Annotated in this window: 20 protein-coding genes; 9 read left to right on the forward strand and 11 right to left on the reverse strand. The window is 58.7% G+C overall.

The genetic code is table 11. The features are described from left to right. Positions 1-124: 124 nt before the first annotated feature. Both ACVWZ1_RS05000 and ACVWZ1_RS05005 read left to right on the forward strand, forming a co-directional pair. The gene (locus tag ACVWZ1_RS05000; protein ID WP_457502710.1) at positions 125-964 is read left to right on the forward strand and encodes an OmpA family protein; all 840 of its coding nucleotides are present in this window, start codon (positions 125-127) and stop codon (positions 962-964) included. Between the two features lie 203 nt (positions 965-1,167). Beyond that, positions 1,168-1,569 (forward strand): ATP-binding protein, encoded by a 402-nt coding sequence (locus ACVWZ1_RS05005; RefSeq protein ID WP_414426315.1) that lies wholly within the window; start codon positions 1,168-1,170, stop codon positions 1,567-1,569. Here ACVWZ1_RS05005 and ACVWZ1_RS05010 read toward each other — a convergent pair. Next, positions 1,566-2,696, reverse strand: coding sequence for a geranylgeranyl reductase family protein (locus ACVWZ1_RS05010; protein WP_414352097.1), 1,131 nt, complete (start codon positions 2,694-2,696; stop codon positions 1,566-1,568). The genes ACVWZ1_RS05005 and ACVWZ1_RS05010 overlap by 4 nt on opposite strands. 129 nt (positions 2,697-2,825) lie before the next feature. Here ACVWZ1_RS05010 and ACVWZ1_RS05015 point away from each other — a divergent pair, with 129 nt between their 5' ends. The 3 genes from ACVWZ1_RS05015 (at position 2,826) to ACVWZ1_RS05025 (ending at position 4,058) form a co-directional block, all read left to right on the forward strand. Then, positions 2,826-3,146, forward strand: coding sequence for a hypothetical protein (locus ACVWZ1_RS05015; protein ID WP_414408930.1), 321 nt, complete (start codon positions 2,826-2,828; stop codon positions 3,144-3,146). Between the two features lie 130 nt (positions 3,147-3,276). Next, positions 3,277-3,564: a hypothetical protein gene (locus tag ACVWZ1_RS05020; RefSeq protein WP_414384205.1), complete on the forward strand. Its 288-nt coding sequence runs from the start codon at positions 3,277-3,279 to the stop codon at positions 3,562-3,564. A 182-nt stretch (positions 3,565-3,746) separates the two neighbouring features. Continuing rightward, the gene (locus ACVWZ1_RS05025) at positions 3,747-4,058 is read left to right on the forward strand and encodes a hypothetical protein (protein WP_414399467.1); all 312 of its coding nucleotides are present in this window, start codon (positions 3,747-3,749) and stop codon (positions 4,056-4,058) included. A 3-nt stretch (positions 4,059-4,061) separates the two neighbouring features. Here the strand turns inward: ACVWZ1_RS05025 and ACVWZ1_RS05030 are convergent, their stop codons facing one another. Continuing rightward, positions 4,062-4,202: a hypothetical protein gene (locus ACVWZ1_RS05030; protein WP_457465518.1), complete on the reverse strand. Its 141-nt coding sequence runs from the start codon at positions 4,200-4,202 to the stop codon at positions 4,062-4,064. 139 nt (positions 4,203-4,341) lie between these two features. Between ACVWZ1_RS05030 and ACVWZ1_RS05035 the strand changes: the two genes are divergently transcribed. Beyond that, positions 4,342-5,913: a photosystem II high light acclimation radical SAM protein gene (locus tag ACVWZ1_RS05035; RefSeq protein ID WP_457502712.1), complete on the forward strand. Its 1,572-nt coding sequence runs from the start codon at positions 4,342-4,344 to the stop codon at positions 5,911-5,913. Positions 5,914-6,038: 125 nt separating this feature from the next. Here ACVWZ1_RS05035 and ACVWZ1_RS05040 read toward each other — a convergent pair whose 3' ends face one another. The 4 genes from ACVWZ1_RS05040 to ACVWZ1_RS05055 form a co-directional block, all read right to left on the reverse strand. Further along, positions 6,039-6,734, reverse strand: coding sequence for a chorismate pyruvate-lyase family protein (locus ACVWZ1_RS05040; protein ID WP_457502713.1), 696 nt, complete (start codon positions 6,732-6,734; stop codon positions 6,039-6,041). 132 nt (positions 6,735-6,866) lie between these two features. Beyond that, complete coding sequence (locus ACVWZ1_RS05045) at positions 6,867-7,370, reverse strand: AbrB family transcriptional regulator (RefSeq protein WP_414330730.1); 504 nt, start codon at positions 7,368-7,370, stop codon at positions 6,867-6,869. Next, a complete protein-coding gene (locus ACVWZ1_RS05050; protein ID WP_457502714.1) occupies positions 7,367-7,816 on the reverse strand; it encodes a Fur family transcriptional regulator in 450 nt (149 codons plus the stop codon). The genes ACVWZ1_RS05045 and ACVWZ1_RS05050 overlap by 4 nt, the downstream gene beginning before the upstream one ends. A 29-nt stretch (positions 7,817-7,845) precedes the next feature. Then, positions 7,846-8,169 carry a DUF1825 family protein gene (locus ACVWZ1_RS05055; protein WP_011434128.1) on the reverse strand — a complete coding sequence of 108 codons (324 nt, stop codon included), beginning with the start codon at positions 8,167-8,169 and terminating at the stop codon, positions 7,846-7,848. A 150-nt stretch (positions 8,170-8,319) separates the two neighbouring features. Here ACVWZ1_RS05055 and cobT point away from each other — a divergent pair, with 150 nt between their 5' ends. Then, the gene (cobT, locus tag ACVWZ1_RS05060) at positions 8,320-9,447 is read left to right on the forward strand and encodes a nicotinate mononucleotide-dependent phosphoribosyltransferase CobT (RefSeq protein WP_457502715.1); all 1,128 of its coding nucleotides are present in this window, start codon (positions 8,320-8,322) and stop codon (positions 9,445-9,447) included. Here cobT and clpS read toward each other — a convergent pair. From clpS to ACVWZ1_RS05075, 3 genes are all read right to left on the reverse strand, one after another. Further along, the gene (gene clpS / locus ACVWZ1_RS05065) at positions 9,396-9,701 is read right to left on the reverse strand and encodes an ATP-dependent Clp protease adapter ClpS (protein ID WP_011434126.1); all 306 of its coding nucleotides are present in this window, start codon (positions 9,699-9,701) and stop codon (positions 9,396-9,398) included. The two genes, cobT and clpS, sit on opposite strands and share 52 nt — an antisense overlap. Positions 9,702-9,878: 177 nt before the next feature. Then, positions 9,879-11,720, reverse strand: coding sequence for a hypothetical protein (locus ACVWZ1_RS05070; RefSeq protein WP_457502716.1), 1,842 nt, complete (start codon positions 11,718-11,720; stop codon positions 9,879-9,881). 140 nt (positions 11,721-11,860) lie between these two features. Next, complete coding sequence (locus ACVWZ1_RS05075; protein WP_457502717.1) at positions 11,861-12,256, reverse strand: hypothetical protein; 396 nt, start codon at positions 12,254-12,256, stop codon at positions 11,861-11,863. Between the two features lie 106 nt (positions 12,257-12,362). Here ACVWZ1_RS05075 and ACVWZ1_RS05080 point away from each other — a divergent pair, with 106 nt between their 5' ends. Next, positions 12,363-13,037 carry a RibD family protein gene (locus ACVWZ1_RS05080; protein ID WP_457502718.1) on the forward strand — a complete coding sequence of 225 codons (675 nt, stop codon included), beginning with the start codon at positions 12,363-12,365 and terminating at the stop codon, positions 13,035-13,037. 115 nt (positions 13,038-13,152) lie between these two features. On the opposite strand, the gene ACVWZ1_RS05085 is transcribed toward ACVWZ1_RS05080, so the two are convergent. Further along, positions 13,153-13,404, reverse strand: a complete 252-nt coding sequence (locus ACVWZ1_RS05085) for a hypothetical protein (protein ID WP_457491954.1) — start codon at positions 13,402-13,404, stop codon at positions 13,153-13,155. A 252-nt stretch (positions 13,405-13,656) separates the two neighbouring features. Here ACVWZ1_RS05085 and ACVWZ1_RS05090 point away from each other — a divergent pair, with 252 nt between their 5' ends. Then, positions 13,657-13,857 carry a DUF2811 domain-containing protein gene (locus ACVWZ1_RS05090; protein ID WP_041436785.1) on the forward strand — a complete coding sequence of 67 codons (201 nt, stop codon included), beginning with the start codon at positions 13,657-13,659 and terminating at the stop codon, positions 13,855-13,857. A 37-nt stretch (positions 13,858-13,894) separates the two neighbouring features. Here the strand turns inward: ACVWZ1_RS05090 and ACVWZ1_RS05095 are convergent. Continuing rightward, on the reverse strand, positions 13,895-14,122 hold a 228-nt coding region (locus ACVWZ1_RS05095; protein ID WP_457502719.1), incomplete at its 5' end, for a zinc ribbon domain-containing protein.

Genomic DNA, 14,122 nt, shown 5'->3' on the forward strand with positions numbered 1-14,122 from the left:
CAGCTTGACCGACCGAGAATCCCCTTGGCGAGATTGGGTCGCCGGTTAGGATTGGTTTTAAGGGTTGAGTTGAGAGGAGTTCCCGCTCCTTACCTGCGCCCACCCAGCCGAAGGTTTGCCAGCGATGCCTCGTTCCTCCCAACGCTCAACAGTTGCTCTCCATTTCCTGAGTGGGATCCTCTTGGTCAGCAGCGGGATCTGGGTTGGGATGGTGCTTCCCCAGCAGGCTCAGCCTCAGCCCCAGCCGAAGACCAACATCTCTCCCACTCAACCCGTTTCTCCCACACCACCGATCCTGCCCACCTTGGCTCCACCCCAGACCAATCTTCCGGTGGCCAGCCCAACAGCCAATGCAGATCCAAATGCAGATCCAGAGGAAAATCACGAGAGCCCCACGGATCTGGAAGGGGAGATCCGGGAAATCCGCCAGCAGGTGATCCAGCTCTTGATCAGAATTGAGGAATTGGAGTCGCGGCTGCAACGGCTGCGTTCTCAAACAGGCCCTGAGCCTATCAGGGAATCTTCCACTGCTGCTGAGATCGCTCCAGGGGCAGAAAGCGCCTCTGCGCCCACCCCGGCTCCGACCACAACGCCAACCTCCTTTCAGGTGGGAACCCAAACCATCAGCCTGCCGGGCGATTTGCTGTTCGATTTTGACAAAGCCGAGATTCGACCTGAAGCAGCGGCGCTGTTGGCCCAGGTGGCAAAATCCTTGGAGGCCATGCCCGGCGCTCGCGTTCAAGTCAACGGCCACACCGATAACATCGGGCCCTTAAACTACAACTTGGCTCTTTCCCTGCGCCGCGCCAATGCGGTTAAGGACTATTTGATAAAACTGTTGCCGGAAGGCCATCCCATCAGTTGGACAACCTCTGGCTTTGGCCCCACCTTGCCGGTGGCCGATAACGACACAGAAGCCGGACGGCAGCGGAACCGCCGCGTGGATTTGGTCATCGCTCCCTAGCTGCACCCCCCAAAGTGGGGGATGACACGTTCTAGCAGAGCTCTGGTCTAGAATCTGGTAGGGTCAATCCGGCCAGGATTGATGGGCTTGAGTTCAATCCTCATCGTTGGGGTTCGGTTTTGAACGCGGCAGGGATCCCTCTGGACAAGAGACAAACGTTTGCGCTGAGGGTTGACACAACCCTGGACGCGCTTGACCAGGTTTTGACCTGGTTTGAGTCTTTCCGAAATGCGGGCATCCCGGATCCCATTTGGGCGGAATGTCAGTTGGCTTTGGTAGAGGGGTTTACCAACGCCGTTCGCCACGCCCACCGCGCTCTGCCGGAAAGTACGCCCATCGACATTGAGCTGCTGCTGATGCCGCAGGGGTTGGAGTTGCGCATCTGGGATCAGGGTCAGGAGTTTGATCTGGAGGGATTTGCCCGGAACTTGTCGGATCCCACATCGCCCAACGCCAATCTTGAATCCGAGGGGGGACGGGGTATTTTGCTGATGAAAGCTCTCTCTACCCACTTGAGCTACACCCGCCAGGCCGATGGTCGCAACTGCCTGGTGATCGGCAAGCGCTTCGACGATCCTGTTCGAGTCTGTCGGTGCCGGGCCTAGGCGAGCAAGCCGCCGCTTAACTTGCGAATGGCCGAGCTGGCTACATCGCTGTAGCGCAGTTCACCGGCCAGGATCTGGCCCATGCGCCGAGTGGCTCCCGGTCGCTTAACGCCCACCCTATAGCCCACGCCCGGAAAGCGATAGAACAACGCCGCAATCCGCTTGGCCCAACGCATCTCGGAGCCCCATTCCTGCTGGACGCGGGCGGAGTAGTTCTCCAGAGCTTCTGTATCCCCACCCAGGGCTTGATCGATGGCCTGGGCCGCCAACATGCCGGTGAGAAGGGAAGGGCGGATCCCTTCGGCGGTAAACGGATCGATGACGCAGGCGGCATCTCCCACCAAGAGGGCATTTTGGGTGTGTAGCGGTTGATCTTCGTCCCAGAGGCAGATGGGATGGCCAAATGGCTTGACCGATTTCAAGTCCACACCAAAGCTTTGGGCATATTGGGCGGCAATTTCCCGCAGGTTTTGTTTTTCTCCACCCCGAAAGGTGCCCGCTCCAATTGAGTAGCCATCGGCCTTGGGGAAGTTCCAGATGTAGCCATTGCTGACGGCACCGAAGTCAAAATGGGCGGCTGCAGTTTGCGGCTGCGAGAGGGGCACTTCTGCTTCCAAGGCGGCAGCCAGGCGACGACGGCGTTCCTGAAAGCCCAGCCACTTGGCCATCGAGCCTTTTGCCCCATCGGCCCCAATCACGTACCGACCCCAGACTGGGCCGGCGGATGTCATCACCTGCCAGTGGTCACTTTGCCACTCAAGGCCGGAGACGGGGCATTCTGCCTGGAGCGCAGCCCCTTGCTTTTGCGCCTGCTGAATCAAGTAGTGGTCGAAAATATCCCGCCGCACCATCCAAACGGGCTCTTTTAAATCCAAATCGACCACCACCGGATCGCCACCACGCCAGGTGTAGCGGATTTGCCGGATCTTGAGGGAAATGGCGGGGCCAAAGTCGAAGTCAAACCAAGCCGCCACCATAGGAGAAACTCCCCCCCCACAGGGTTTGTAGCGGGGCAAGGGATCCTTTTCCAGAACCAGCACTGAGCGTCCCCGCTTGGCCAGATGGTAGGCAGCAGATCCGCCGGCGGGGCCAGCCCCGACGATGACACAGTCGTAGAGTTGCGGCATGGTTTTCGATCTGCAAGCCCCCTTGACCGGGGTTCTGGTTACCAGAAGAACTGCCCAAAAGAATTATATTGGGTCTACGAATGACGGTTACAAGGGATCCCTTCACAGCAGCCGGCTAGACAGAAGACGATGCGAATTCGATGGCAGCGGCTTGCCAGCCAGCCCTCAACTTGCTACTGTGCCGCCTGCGGAAAGCGTTTTGCGGGCGGGAAGCGAGTTCGTCACCTATTCAACGATAAGGGGTTGGATCTCGGCCCCCTTTGCCCAGCGTGCTTTGCCCTTCCCCCAGAGCAGTTGCGAGAACAAATCCGCCGCTACGCCTATTTGATTCGCCTAAATCGTCTGCGGCATCCCGGCATCCAAGACCACGCCCATCATCTGGAGCAAGCGGCCCAGGAGCGCTCCATTCGGTATCCGGGCCTGTGGGGCTGGCTGCGGCAGTGGTGGTAGCGTTGGCAAGGGCATTGGGCATTCTGGAAAAGATGCAGGAAAATCAGGAGAGGTTGCCTTCGGGATCCCAGATCCATCTCGATTTTCCAGACCCGTTGGCTTGTTTGCTCTCGTTGGTTGAGGAGCCCCCATGCACGACCTGGACAGTTTGCCAGAACCAGTAGCCGATGCCTTGATCAAAAGCCTGCTTACGGATGTGGAGCGGCTGATCAACCAGCACGGCCTGTCAGAGGTTCTGGTGGGGTTGGCCATGTATTGCAACGTGCAGTTCAAGGCCAAGTTCAACAAGCCCAACCGCACGGAGAAGGATGAGGAGTTGGGGTTTTATTTCCGCGACGCCGCCAAAGCTCTGGAGGTGGCTGCCAGCCTTACCTATCGCACCATCGACCGCTCCCAACCTGCCCGGCCCAGCACCTAGCCGCCGGGATCCCTTTTTGGCCTCCACCCCCAAGCCCCTCTCCCAGGGGGAGAGGGGGGCAGGCATTTAACCAGCAAACCGTTTCACCGCAATGGGAAGGGAAGGAACGCGGCATCTTGGGGTGGCAAGGGATCCCCCTGGGTTTTTATGCTGGTGGGCAACAAGTTGCATTGAGGCTGAGCGTGAGAATCGTCTGGGAACGCAGCATTTACGCGGGCAATGGCCGAGTGCCCTGCATTATCTGCGGGGGATGGGCCAACCCCATCCAGAAAAAAGGGCACCAAGTGTTGCTGGCGGTGGTCTACAACGACCGCGGGCAAATCTACGGGGAAGTCTGCCGCAGTTGTCTCAGTTTGGGGGCCAAAGGCATCAAGGAGTGCCTGCAAGAGCGGATTGCCCGCCTGCGCAAACAACTGGAAGACTTGGAAGAGCTGGAGCAGGGAGAGGTGCAACTGCCCACACTGGAGCAGGAGTTGAGTGCCTATTTGGATTGACAACTACACCTTCTGCCGTTCAACCGGGATCTTCAGCCAACGGCTCAGCTCCGCGGCCAGCCACTCCAACTCTGGCTCTTGCAGATCCTTTAGCTCGTACTTGCGGTTGCCCGCCCAGACGTTCAACTGTGGGCTTACCTCCACCCGATCCCCATCGGAATCCCGTCGGGTATGGCGTGGGATCAGCTCCAGCCGGTCAATATCCCATCGCCGACTGGGCCGCCGCGCCCCTCAAAAACCGACTAGAGTGAGTGAAGAGATGTGAAGTAAGCTCTCAGGTTGTATGGCCTCGAACCTGAAGATTCAAAAAATCCTCTATGTGCGGCTGCCCTGCAACCCCATCTTTCCCATTGGGGTGGTTTACTTGGCCGATCACGTCCACAAGCTGTTCCCCCAAGTTGAGCAGCGCATCTTCGATATGGGCACCTTTCCGCCCTTGGATTTTCGCCGCTGCATGCTGGAGCAAATTGATCAGTTTCAGCCGGATTTGCTGGTTTTCTCTTGGCGAGATATTCAAGTCTATGCGCCGGTGAACGGGCGGGCCGGCAACCTGTTGCAACACTCTTTTGAGTTTTTCTACGCCCGCAACCCCCTGAAAAAATTGCGGGGATCCCTGAATAGCCTCAGGCTGGTGCTGGCCTACTATGGCGAGATTTGGCGCAACACACGGCTGGTCTGGCAGGGGCTCCGCAGGGCCAGGCGCTACAAACCTCACGCTGAAGCGGTGCTGGGAGGTGGGGCAGTCAGCGTCTTCTATGAACAATTGGGCCGCTATCTGCCCAAAGGCACCATCATCTCGGTAGGGGAGGGGGAAACCCTGCTGGAAAAAGTGATCCAAGGGCAAAGCCTTGCTGCAGAGCGTTGCTATCGGGCCAAGCTGGAACAGCCTCGCCCAGGCTTGATCCACGAGCCGCCCCAACCTCTGCAAAAAACCGCCTGTGATTACACCTACATCACCGCCATTTGGCCGGAAATTGACTACTACCTAGAAGGGGGCGATTTTTACATTGGGGTACAAACCAAACGCGGCTGCCCCCACAACTGCTGCTACTGCATCTACACCGTCATCGAAGGCAAGCAGGTGCGCCTCAACCCTGTGGATGAGGTGATCCGAGAAATGATGCAGTTGTACGAGCGAGGAGTGCGAAACTTTTGGTTTACCGATGCCCAGTTTATCCCTGCCCGCCGCTACATTGAGGATGCGGTGGAATTGCTGCAGAAAATTCTTGATGCCGGCATGACCGATATCCGCTGGGCTGCCTATATTCGGGCCGACAACCTCACCCCAAAGCTGGCTGAGCTTATGGTGAAAACCGGCATGAGCTACTTCGAGATCGGCATCACCAGCGGATCCCAGGAGCTGGTGCGCAAAATGCGCATGGGCTATAACCTGCGCACGGTACTGGAGAGCTGCCGCTACCTCAAACAGGCAGGGTTCAACGATCTGGTTTCGGTCAATTACTCCTTTAATGTCATCGACGAGCGACCGGAAACCATTCGGCAAACAGTACGGTATCACCGCGAGCTGGAAGCCATTTTTGGCCGCGACAAAGTTGAGCCGGCTATCTTTTTTATCGGCTTGCAACCCCACACCCACCTGGAAGATTTTGCCCGTAAAATCGGTGTTATCGACGACCGCTTTAACCCCATGCACATGACTCCTTGGACGGCGCGCAAACTGCTCTGGAACCCAGAACCCCTGGGATCCTTTTTTGGGGAAGTGTGTCTAGAAGCCTGGGATCGCAACCCCCATGATTTTGGCCGCGAGGTGATGGATATCCTGGAGCGTCGTCTTGGCCTGGCAGAGTTGGAAGAAGCCCTGAGCGCGCCCCTGACAGGGGTTTACGTGTCTTAGATCTTGGCCAGGCAGCCTCTCTAACCTTAGGAGGACTATCAGCGCATCTCCGCCAGTGCCCAATCAGATCCGCAGGTGGCCGCCGCCATCACCGCAGCCGTGCGCCGTTGGAGGTCTCCGTCGCGCTAGCGGGACAGAGCCCTCGCACCCAGCCGTGGAGAAAACACCTCGTAGATGACCGTCAAAGGCTTGCCCCTGTGCCACAAGAGATAATGCCTGGCCCAAAAGGGGCCGGAACACCGTAGCAGCCGGGCAACCGGGTCTGCCTCGCCGTGGTAAAGGCCGCGCAGCTCGCGAAAGGTCTCCAGTTTTTCTTGGATCAGATTTTGGCCGATGGGCTGATCGGGATGGGGCAAGTATTGGGCCAAATGTTCAGAGTTCCACCAAGAGGTGGCATAGAGCAAGGGCTGTTGAGAGGTTGCCCCGCACAGCCAAACCCGCCGCCGCATCAAAGGGGATCCCAGCCGCCCCAAATCTCTGGCCAGCTGTTGCATGGACTTGGGGGCAGTGCCCTGCTCTGCCTGTAAATCAACCCGGCCCGTGTCGAGCAGGTGAGCCTGGATCGGCTCTTGGATTAAGGTGGCAAGATTACGGGTGGTAAAGCCATCCCCCAAAAGCAGCAAGCGCAACAGGGGATCCACCTGTACCAGCTCAGGTTGCACCGGATCTGCCTCCCCCTGCCAGTGCAGTTGTAGAGGCCACCAATCACCCTGGCCGGAGGAGACATTCCCCAAAGAGCCATCTGCAGAACAGAGAGTAGCGCTCCAAGGGGATCCGGCAGCGGCGGCATGGCAGGTGAGTGGAGAGGGGGAAAGTTCCAAGGCGGCGGTTCAGTTGTTAAGTTCTGTATCGCCCCTAGTCTAACCCACCCACCGTCTCTGCTCCGAGGACTTTCGTGACATACTCCGGCACTCATGCTGATGCACAGAGGGCGGGGCTTCCCGGCGGTCTAGCTAACTCGTGCCCGGCTGAACGAGCAGTCGCACCACCCAGGGGACGACCACGACGACACTGATCAGGCGTGCCAAGTGCATGACCACCACTGTGCTGGTTTGGGCTCCCATGTCCAGGGCTATCAGGCTCATGTCGGAAATGCCTCCTGGAGCTGTGCCCAAGATGGCAGTCAAGCGCTCGATCCCCAGCCAACGGGAGATCAGGTACCCCGACAAGACCCCCGTGCCCACCGCAATCACTGTACAGAGCAGGGCTGGTCGCCACAGATCTTTCAGGGCCAGAAGCGTATCGGCAGTGAGCTTGGTACCCAAGAGGATGCCCAATACCACCTGCATGGCAAAACGGATCCCGGCTGGGGGAGCGGGAATTGGGATCGCCCCCCAGACATTCACCAAACCCACCGCAACCATGGAGCCCACCAGCGCTCCTGCCGGAAGCCTCAGCTTGACCCCGATCAGGGCGCCAGCCAGCCCGATCAACACCGTCCAGAGATAGCTCATCATTTGGGCTTGGCTTTGAGAAGAGAGGAACACTGTGAATCCGGGCTTGGCCCAACTCCTCCACGGCACTGTGCACAGACGCCGTAGAAGTCAAGCACATGGTACTCGATCGCGAATTGGTACTGACTGGAAAGCTGTGCCTCCAAATCTTCCACCGGACAATCGGGCAAAGGCACCACCTGCCGACACTCGGTGCAGATCAGGTGATGGCGGTTGTGGCCATTGCTGGGCAGAACCTGGTAGTAGGTTTGCTGATCTCCCAAGTTGACCGCCTGCAGCTTGCCCTCATTGCGCAGAGCATCCAAAACTCGGTAAACCGTGGCCAGACCGACGGTGTGGTTGGCATTGCGCAACTCCAAAAAGATCTCTTGCGCCGAAAGGGGCCGCGACTGCTGCTCTAGCACCTCCAGAATCAATTTCTGGTTGCGGGTCTGGCGGGAAGAAGACATGATCCCTTCGTGTAGGTCGTTCTTGGGGGTCAACGCTCAGCGTCTGCCTCAGCTTTCATGCGCTCTAGGGTCTGGTGCATCTGGTCAAACATTTGGGTCAGGGAGAGCCCAAACCCCCCAAGCTGAGTTTGCAGTTGTTTGATGGTCATTTGAGCCATAAAGTCGTCGGAGAGTTCCAGCCGCTTCATGAAAATGCGCTGGCGCTCCAGCAACTCCTCCATCTGTTCGATGAAGATTTTTTTGCCTTCCCGGTCGAATTGGCCGTACCGTTGACCAAGCTGCATCAGGTTTTGGAAATCCTGAAACAGTTGCTTGGCTTCCTCTTGGACGATCTCAGAGTCGAAGAAGCTCATGGCCTTCCGTTTGCCCTGAATAAACTGCATTGGGTATACCCATCCTATCCGAATCCGATTGCCTCAGCAGGAGGCAACCCCTCCTGCGAGTACGGGATCCCGCCCTTCTGGCTCAAGATAAGCTCTGGCTTGTTTGCCTCCGTGTCGGCTATGCTTCCGTTTCCTTGTGTTAAGGCCTACACTCAGCCGACTGTGGCCCGGCGGTGGTGCGAACGGGTGCAGGGATCCCGACCTCTGTTTCTGGCCTGCTTGGGGTTTACCGAAACGGCTCTCGTTCCCGGCATTTCGGCTGCCGGCGCTACCCCCTCCTTGCGTCGCTACACGGCTCTTGCCGATGGCGAAGTGTTGCTGGCGGGCCATTCTCACCGCTTGCCCACCTCTCCCGATGGCTATCCTTCCCCAGTGGTGATCAGCTGCGCCATCCTGAGGGAGTTGGGGATCCCGTGCCGAGTGTTCGATTGTGGCTTGCCGGAACCTTTGCCGGGGGCAGAAATGGTGAGCTCTGGGGGGGTAGCCCGCTGCTTGAGCACAGGGCAGGCTCTGTCTGTGGAGCAGGTGGGATCCCTGTGGCAAGAAGGGTACGACCGGGGATCCCGGCTTGAGCAAGGCTACTGCGTGATTGGAGAATGCGTGGCGGGGGGCACTACCACGGCGCTGGCGGTGTTACTGGGGTTGGGGTGGGCAGCAGAGGGCATGGTGAACAGCAGCCACCCGGTCTGTAACCACACCCAAAAGCTGGCCTTGGCCCGGCAGGGATTGGCCCGTCTGCCGGTGGGAGCTTCTGCTGCCGAGGTGGTGGCCGCAGTGGGGGATCCCATGCAGCCCTTTGTGGCCGGGTTGGCGATGGGCGCAGCGCAACGGGGAGCGGTGCTGCTGGCAGGGGGAACCCAAATGTTGGCGGTGCTGGCCTTGATGCAGCGCTGGGGGGAAGAGCAGGGGATCCCTTGGCCCCCAGAGAACGTGGTTGTGGGAACCACCCGCTGGGTGGCAGAGGATCCCTCGGGCAATACGGTAGCCTTGGCAGAGTTGTTGGGGGTTGCTCCCCTTTTGGCCACCCAACTGAGCTTTGCCAATAGCCGCTATCTGCCTCTACAGGCTTACGAGCGGGGCTATGTCAAGGAAGGGGTGGGGGCGGGTGGGCTGGCCATTGCCAGCAGCCTTTACGCCGGTTGGGGCCAAGCGGAGCTGTTGGCAGCAGTTGAGCGCAGCTACGAACGCCTGGTGCTTCAGGCCGGCTCCAAGGGGGCCATGGTCAACCCCTCCCGCAGCAATTGCTGATGGTAGAGCTCCGCCTGTTCTTGAGGGCCGACCCAAACAACCGCTTGCCCTTCGGCATCCACCTGCACGGTCAGTTGCCGCGCTAGGGGCAAAGTCATGCCGGGGATGTATTTCAGCAGACATTCCGTAACGTGCTGAAAGGTATTGAAATCGTCATCCAAGACGATCACCTTGAAGTGGGGGTAGGGCTGGCGAACCTGGGTTCTCGAGGGCGAGAACTGCTGAGCAGGTCGAGTTGGAGCTTCCGTAGTCATAGCAGAAGAGATCGACACAACTACCGAGTAACTTGGGTCTCTCAGGGGTGAGAAACCGGTCGCTTCTGATGATCTATCTCTATCTAGTTTCTAGTCTAATTGGCATCTTGTTGGCAGCTTGTGTCTGTATTCGGATCCCTTGTCGGTCGTTGGCGTCAGCGATAGAGCATGGTTCCTCTAAAGCTCTTCCCGCAGCGGGCGGCGGGGCTTTTGCCCGCCGAAGTGGCGCTCGAAATACAGGGCAGTGGCCCGGCGTAGAATCCCGGCTTGGGCAAGGGCCTGACACAGGGATCCCCCTGGCGGCAGGTGCTTCTGGATCTGTTCGATTTGGGTGGCACTGACCAATCCAGAAGCCTTGAGGTAGTCGGCCACGTGGCGTCCCCCTGCCAGTTGAACAGAGTAGCCCCCTTCGCTGAAAAATTTGACGGTCTCCGGCTTGAGGCCGCTGTGGTGGGCCAGCACATCTGTGAAAGTGCCCCCTGCCTTTTCCCAAGCGTGAATGACGGTTTCGATGCCGGCATTGTCGATTAGGCCAGCCGCCCGCAATTGGGTCAATACCCGCTGTACCCAGGGGGTGGCCCGCTGTAGAGCTTCCAAGTCCTCTTCCCCCAAATATTGCTGCGGGGGCAATTCGCTTTCTGGGGCACTCAGCTCGGCCGCCCAGTCGGCTACGGTCAGGGTCTTGAGATCCTCTTCCTCTGGCCGGGCTTTCTCCGAAGCTGGGGTCGGTGCGGCTGCAGGTGGGGAAGTTCGTCGGGCTTCGGCTAGCGCTGCAGCTAGGGCACGGTTTTCCACTTGGGCCGCCTGCAGTTGGGCCTGGAGCTGGCTCACTTGGGCTTGGGCTTCCTGCAAGCGATCTTGAGTTTCTCGCAGTTGGGCTTGGGTTTCTTGGAGCTGCACTTGCAAGCGGTGGGTGGCCTCGGCAGCTTCTTGGCGAACGTGGGCCAGGTCGGCAGTTAAGCGCTGCTTCGTGGACTGGGCCAGTTGGAGTTGGTGTTGGTGCTCCTGCAGCGACTGGTTCAGGGCAGCCACTTGGGCTTCCATTTGCTGCAGAGCATGACGCAGGTGGGCCTGCTCTTGGAGCTGCTGTGCCTGATCCTGCTGTATCTTCTGCTGCTCCTGCAGTTGGGATCCCAGCTCTTGCAGCTGGTGTTTGGCTTGAGATTGCCATTCTGTCAACTCGTGGCAGCGGCGACGTAGGATTTCCAGCTCTGCTTGGGCGGCTTGCAGTTGCGCGGATCCCTGAGTTTGCTGGGCTTGGAGTTGCTCCTCCAGTTCCCGAATGCGCTGTTGGGCAGCCTTTTGTTGTTCAGTGCCCTGCTGGATTTGGGCTTCCAATTGGGCAATGCGCTGCTGCTGTTCCTGCTGGCGGGCTTGATGGTCGGCAACCTGCTGCAGCGATTGTTCGACCAGGAGCTGTTGCTGCTGCCGCTGCTGCTCCAGTTGCGCTTCTAAGATGGCAATTTGCTCTTGGTAGCGCTCCAGCTGGGCTTTGTATTGCTGGGTAACTCTGTAGGTCTCTTGGGCTACCTGTAGAGGGGAGACATAAAGAGGGGGCTGATCGGGAATGGTGGACCACTGCTCCACCATCACTTCCCAACTGTTGGCAGCTCCTTTCTGGCGCCGCAGCCGCTGTTGCTTGTCCAAGGCCCATTCCAACCAGTGGGGTTGTACCCAGCCCTGCTGCACCAAGATCTCCCCCAGCTTGCGCTCCGGGTGCTGCCGCTGCTGAATCAGGGCCTGATGGATGTGCTCCAGCTCCAGATACCCATGCAGCATCAAGATCTCGCCGATGCGCACCAATTCGACCGGAATCAATGGGTAGAGATCTCGGGGGGCAATCCAGCCGTGCTGCATACACAGCTCCCCCAACATCAAGGGGGTATCGGCCTTTTCCCACATGGCCTGAGCCAGTTGGGCGGGGGTGAGCAGTCCTGCTCGGTTGAGGGCTTCTCCCAAGCGGATCTCAAACTTTTCCTGCTCGATGGCGGTTGGGGTGGGGCTGGTCGGCGGATTCATTGGGCCTCTCGGACGGGAAGAGTAAGCTCTGCTACAACTATCGTAGTGGAAAATCCTTAGAGAAGTAGCATGCTGCAACCGAAACGCATTTTGTCAAGCCGAGGATCCACGGATTTTGCCGGAAGGTCGCTTTTTAAGTCCTAAGAGGGGCGCTGTTCTTGGCTTTGGGCAAACTGTTGCAGCCGCCGCAGCATCAGCAATTGTCCCAAGCCCAAGGGCAGGAGAGAGACGGCCTCTACCCGCAACTGCACCCAGCCGTTCCCCCACAGCCAGTCACAGTAGCCATCGGCTCCTCCCCACATCAGCAGGCGCAGCCGTTCCGGCAGCAGGGTTTCCACCTGGTGCATGATCGAGAGGGGGCCCCATTGGGCGGCAAAGGTGCTGCCCAGCTCCAGCCTTTCGGGAAGGGATCCCTGCAGTTGCTGGGGCCAGATCCACTGCTGCAGCAACCCCACTTCTGTCAGACAGCGCTGCACGGTCAATGCACTGGCCTCGACTTCAACCCGGATGGTGGAGGATTGAAATGTCCCTAGCATATCCATTCCGCGTGGGCGCTCTGGTGACCGGTGCCACGGTTCCCCCGGCGATGCCTGACTCTATTCTGGTCAATTTGTAGGGTTTGCCCACCCTTTCTCAGCGATCTTGTCTTTGAATCGTCCCCACTTGGTTGCCATCTTCGCCCAGAGCTTGGATGGAAAGATCGCAGCCCATCGAGCGCAGAGGCCCTCCTTCAGCAGCCCTGAGGACTATCGGCACTTGGAAACCCAAGCTGCCCAGCAACAGGCTTTGATCATGGGGGCCGCCACTCTGCGGGCCTACGGCACCAGTCTGCGTATTCGGGATCCCGAGTTGATCCAACGCAGAACCGCTCAGGGCCTCTCTCCCCAGCCCCTGACGATCATCTGCTCTGGCAGCGGAGATATTCCTGAGGATTTGCCGTTTTTTCGCCAGCCCCTCACCCGTTGGCTGTGGACAACTCCCAAGGGATCCCAAATTTGGCAGAACCGAACCGGCTTTGAGGATATCTGGGTGGCTGCCGATTGGGATCTGCCGGCACGGCTGGCACGCCTGCGCAGCTTGGGCATTGAACGGGTGGGGTTGTTGGGCGGGGGGCGGCTTTTGGGGGCATTTCTCCAGGCAGGGGCCTTGGATGAGCTGTGGGTTACCCTCGCTCCGGTGCTGCTGAGTGGATATGCCGATGCGCCTGCCAGCATTGAGGGTTGGCAAGTGCAGGGATCCCTGCCCCAGTTGGAGCTGCTGGAATGCCGCCGCGGTTCCAAGGAGCTGTTTTTGCGCTACCGAGTCGAGTGGCCCTGAGAAATGCTCTATACAAACACAAAAATTTTTGGACAAATTCAGATTTCCCGGAAATCCACAGGTTTTCCCCAGACTTTCCACAGGCGGGCGGGCTGTTTTCCACAGGGCCTTTCCCTCAGGGGGCGGCATCGGGGGTTTCTGTGGAAAAGTTGAGGTCGGTAAGGTTCAGGCGACTACACCCTGAGAAACGTAACGGGATCGCGCCGTTTTTTCCGATCCCATCAAGGCCAATGGCAGGCTTTTGTCCGGTTGGATCCCTGGCTTGGGATTGACATCCCCCATAGGGCAGAGGGCAGAATAGCCCCACCTGAGGGCGAGTGGTGTGGAGATTTTCCCGAGCGCTCTCCTTAGAAAGAAAAGACTTCATCTGTTCTACGGCCCACGACAGGCTTAGGAACAGTTGTGAATGCCCTCCCTCCCATCCGCCGGGATAGGGGCAAGCTATGAACCTATATTGCTTGCTTTTCTGCTTGCGAGCCTGCTGAGGCTCTTGGCCTATCTAGGTTGGGTTTTGATGTTGCGGGTTCGCTCTGTTCGAGCTGCCCAAGTTTTGGCTGTGGCCGCAGGTTTTGCGGGATGCCGTTTTCTCCCCTCTTGACCCCGAGTGAGTGGTTGGACTATGAGTTCTCACAGCGTCAGCATTTTGAGCGAAATTCCTGAGGAGCTGCATGACACCCTCCAAAACTACCTCTCTCGCCATCCCGACTGGGATCAGGATCGGGTGGTGACGGCAGCGCTCTCGTTATTCCTGCTCCAAAGCGGGGAGAGCGACCGGCGGGCGGCACGCATCTACTTGGACAGCCTGTTTCGCCGCAACTGAGCCCCAAGGATGGCCCGTAAACTACCCGGCACCCGCGCTATGCGCAGGGTGCGGGCTTTATCCCAATCCCTAGCGGCCCCAGGGGACAGCTAAGTTTCGGAATTTCAGGCGAGTTTACAGTCGCCCCAAGGAGAGAGATTACCCGAGCAGCGTTATAGTCAGCATCCCCCTCCCAGCCACAATGTCCACACTTGAACGACTTGCCGCTTCGGTAGGACTTGCCCTGCTCAGGGTGGATGTGCAGGCAGTTATGACAGGTCTGACT

It is taken from the genome of Thermostichus sp. MS-CIW-25 (assembly GCF_054060015.1).

Bases quoted from the DNA above. Each gene is read 5' to 3' on its own strand.
- ACVWZ1_RS05035 (WP_457502712.1), top strand. From the start codon at position 4,342: ATGGCCTCGAACCTGAAGATTCAAAAAATCCTCTATGTGCGGCTGCCC.
- clpS (WP_011434126.1), bottom strand. From the start codon at position 9,701: ATGACTACGGAAGCTCCAACTCGACCTGCTCAGCAGTTCTCGCCCTCG.
- ACVWZ1_RS05090 (WP_041436785.1), top strand. From the start codon at position 13,657: ATGAGTTCTCACAGCGTCAGCATTTTGAGCGAAATTCCTGAGGAGCTG.
- ACVWZ1_RS05045 (WP_414330730.1), bottom strand. From the start codon at position 7,370: ATGATGAGCTATCTCTGGACGGTGTTGATCGGGCTGGCTGGCGCCCTG.
- ACVWZ1_RS05020 (WP_414384205.1), top strand. From the start codon at position 3,277: ATGCACGACCTGGACAGTTTGCCAGAACCAGTAGCCGATGCCTTGATC.
- ACVWZ1_RS05075 (WP_457502717.1), bottom strand. From the start codon at position 12,256: ATGCTAGGGACATTTCAATCCTCCACCATCCGGGTTGAAGTCGAGGCC.
- ACVWZ1_RS05010 (WP_414352097.1), bottom strand. From the start codon at position 2,696: ATGCCGCAACTCTACGACTGTGTCATCGTCGGGGCTGGCCCCGCCGGC.
- ACVWZ1_RS05015 (WP_414408930.1), top strand. From the start codon at position 2,826: ATGCGAATTCGATGGCAGCGGCTTGCCAGCCAGCCCTCAACTTGCTAC.
- cobT (WP_457502715.1), top strand. From the start codon at position 8,320: ATGCTTCCGTTTCCTTGTGTTAAGGCCTACACTCAGCCGACTGTGGCC.
- ACVWZ1_RS05000 (WP_457502710.1), top strand. From the start codon at position 125: ATGCCTCGTTCCTCCCAACGCTCAACAGTTGCTCTCCATTTCCTGAGT.
- ACVWZ1_RS05055 (WP_011434128.1), bottom strand. From the start codon at position 8,169: ATGAGCTTCTTCGACTCTGAGATCGTCCAAGAGGAAGCCAAGCAACTG.
- ACVWZ1_RS05050 (WP_457502714.1), bottom strand. From the start codon at position 7,816: ATGTCTTCTTCCCGCCAGACCCGCAACCAGAAATTGATTCTGGAGGTG.
- ACVWZ1_RS05085 (WP_457491954.1), bottom strand. From the start codon at position 13,404: ATGAAGTCTTTTCTTTCTAAGGAGAGCGCTCGGGAAAATCTCCACACC.
- ACVWZ1_RS05070 (WP_457502716.1), bottom strand. From the start codon at position 11,720: ATGAATCCGCCGACCAGCCCCACCCCAACCGCCATCGAGCAGGAAAAG.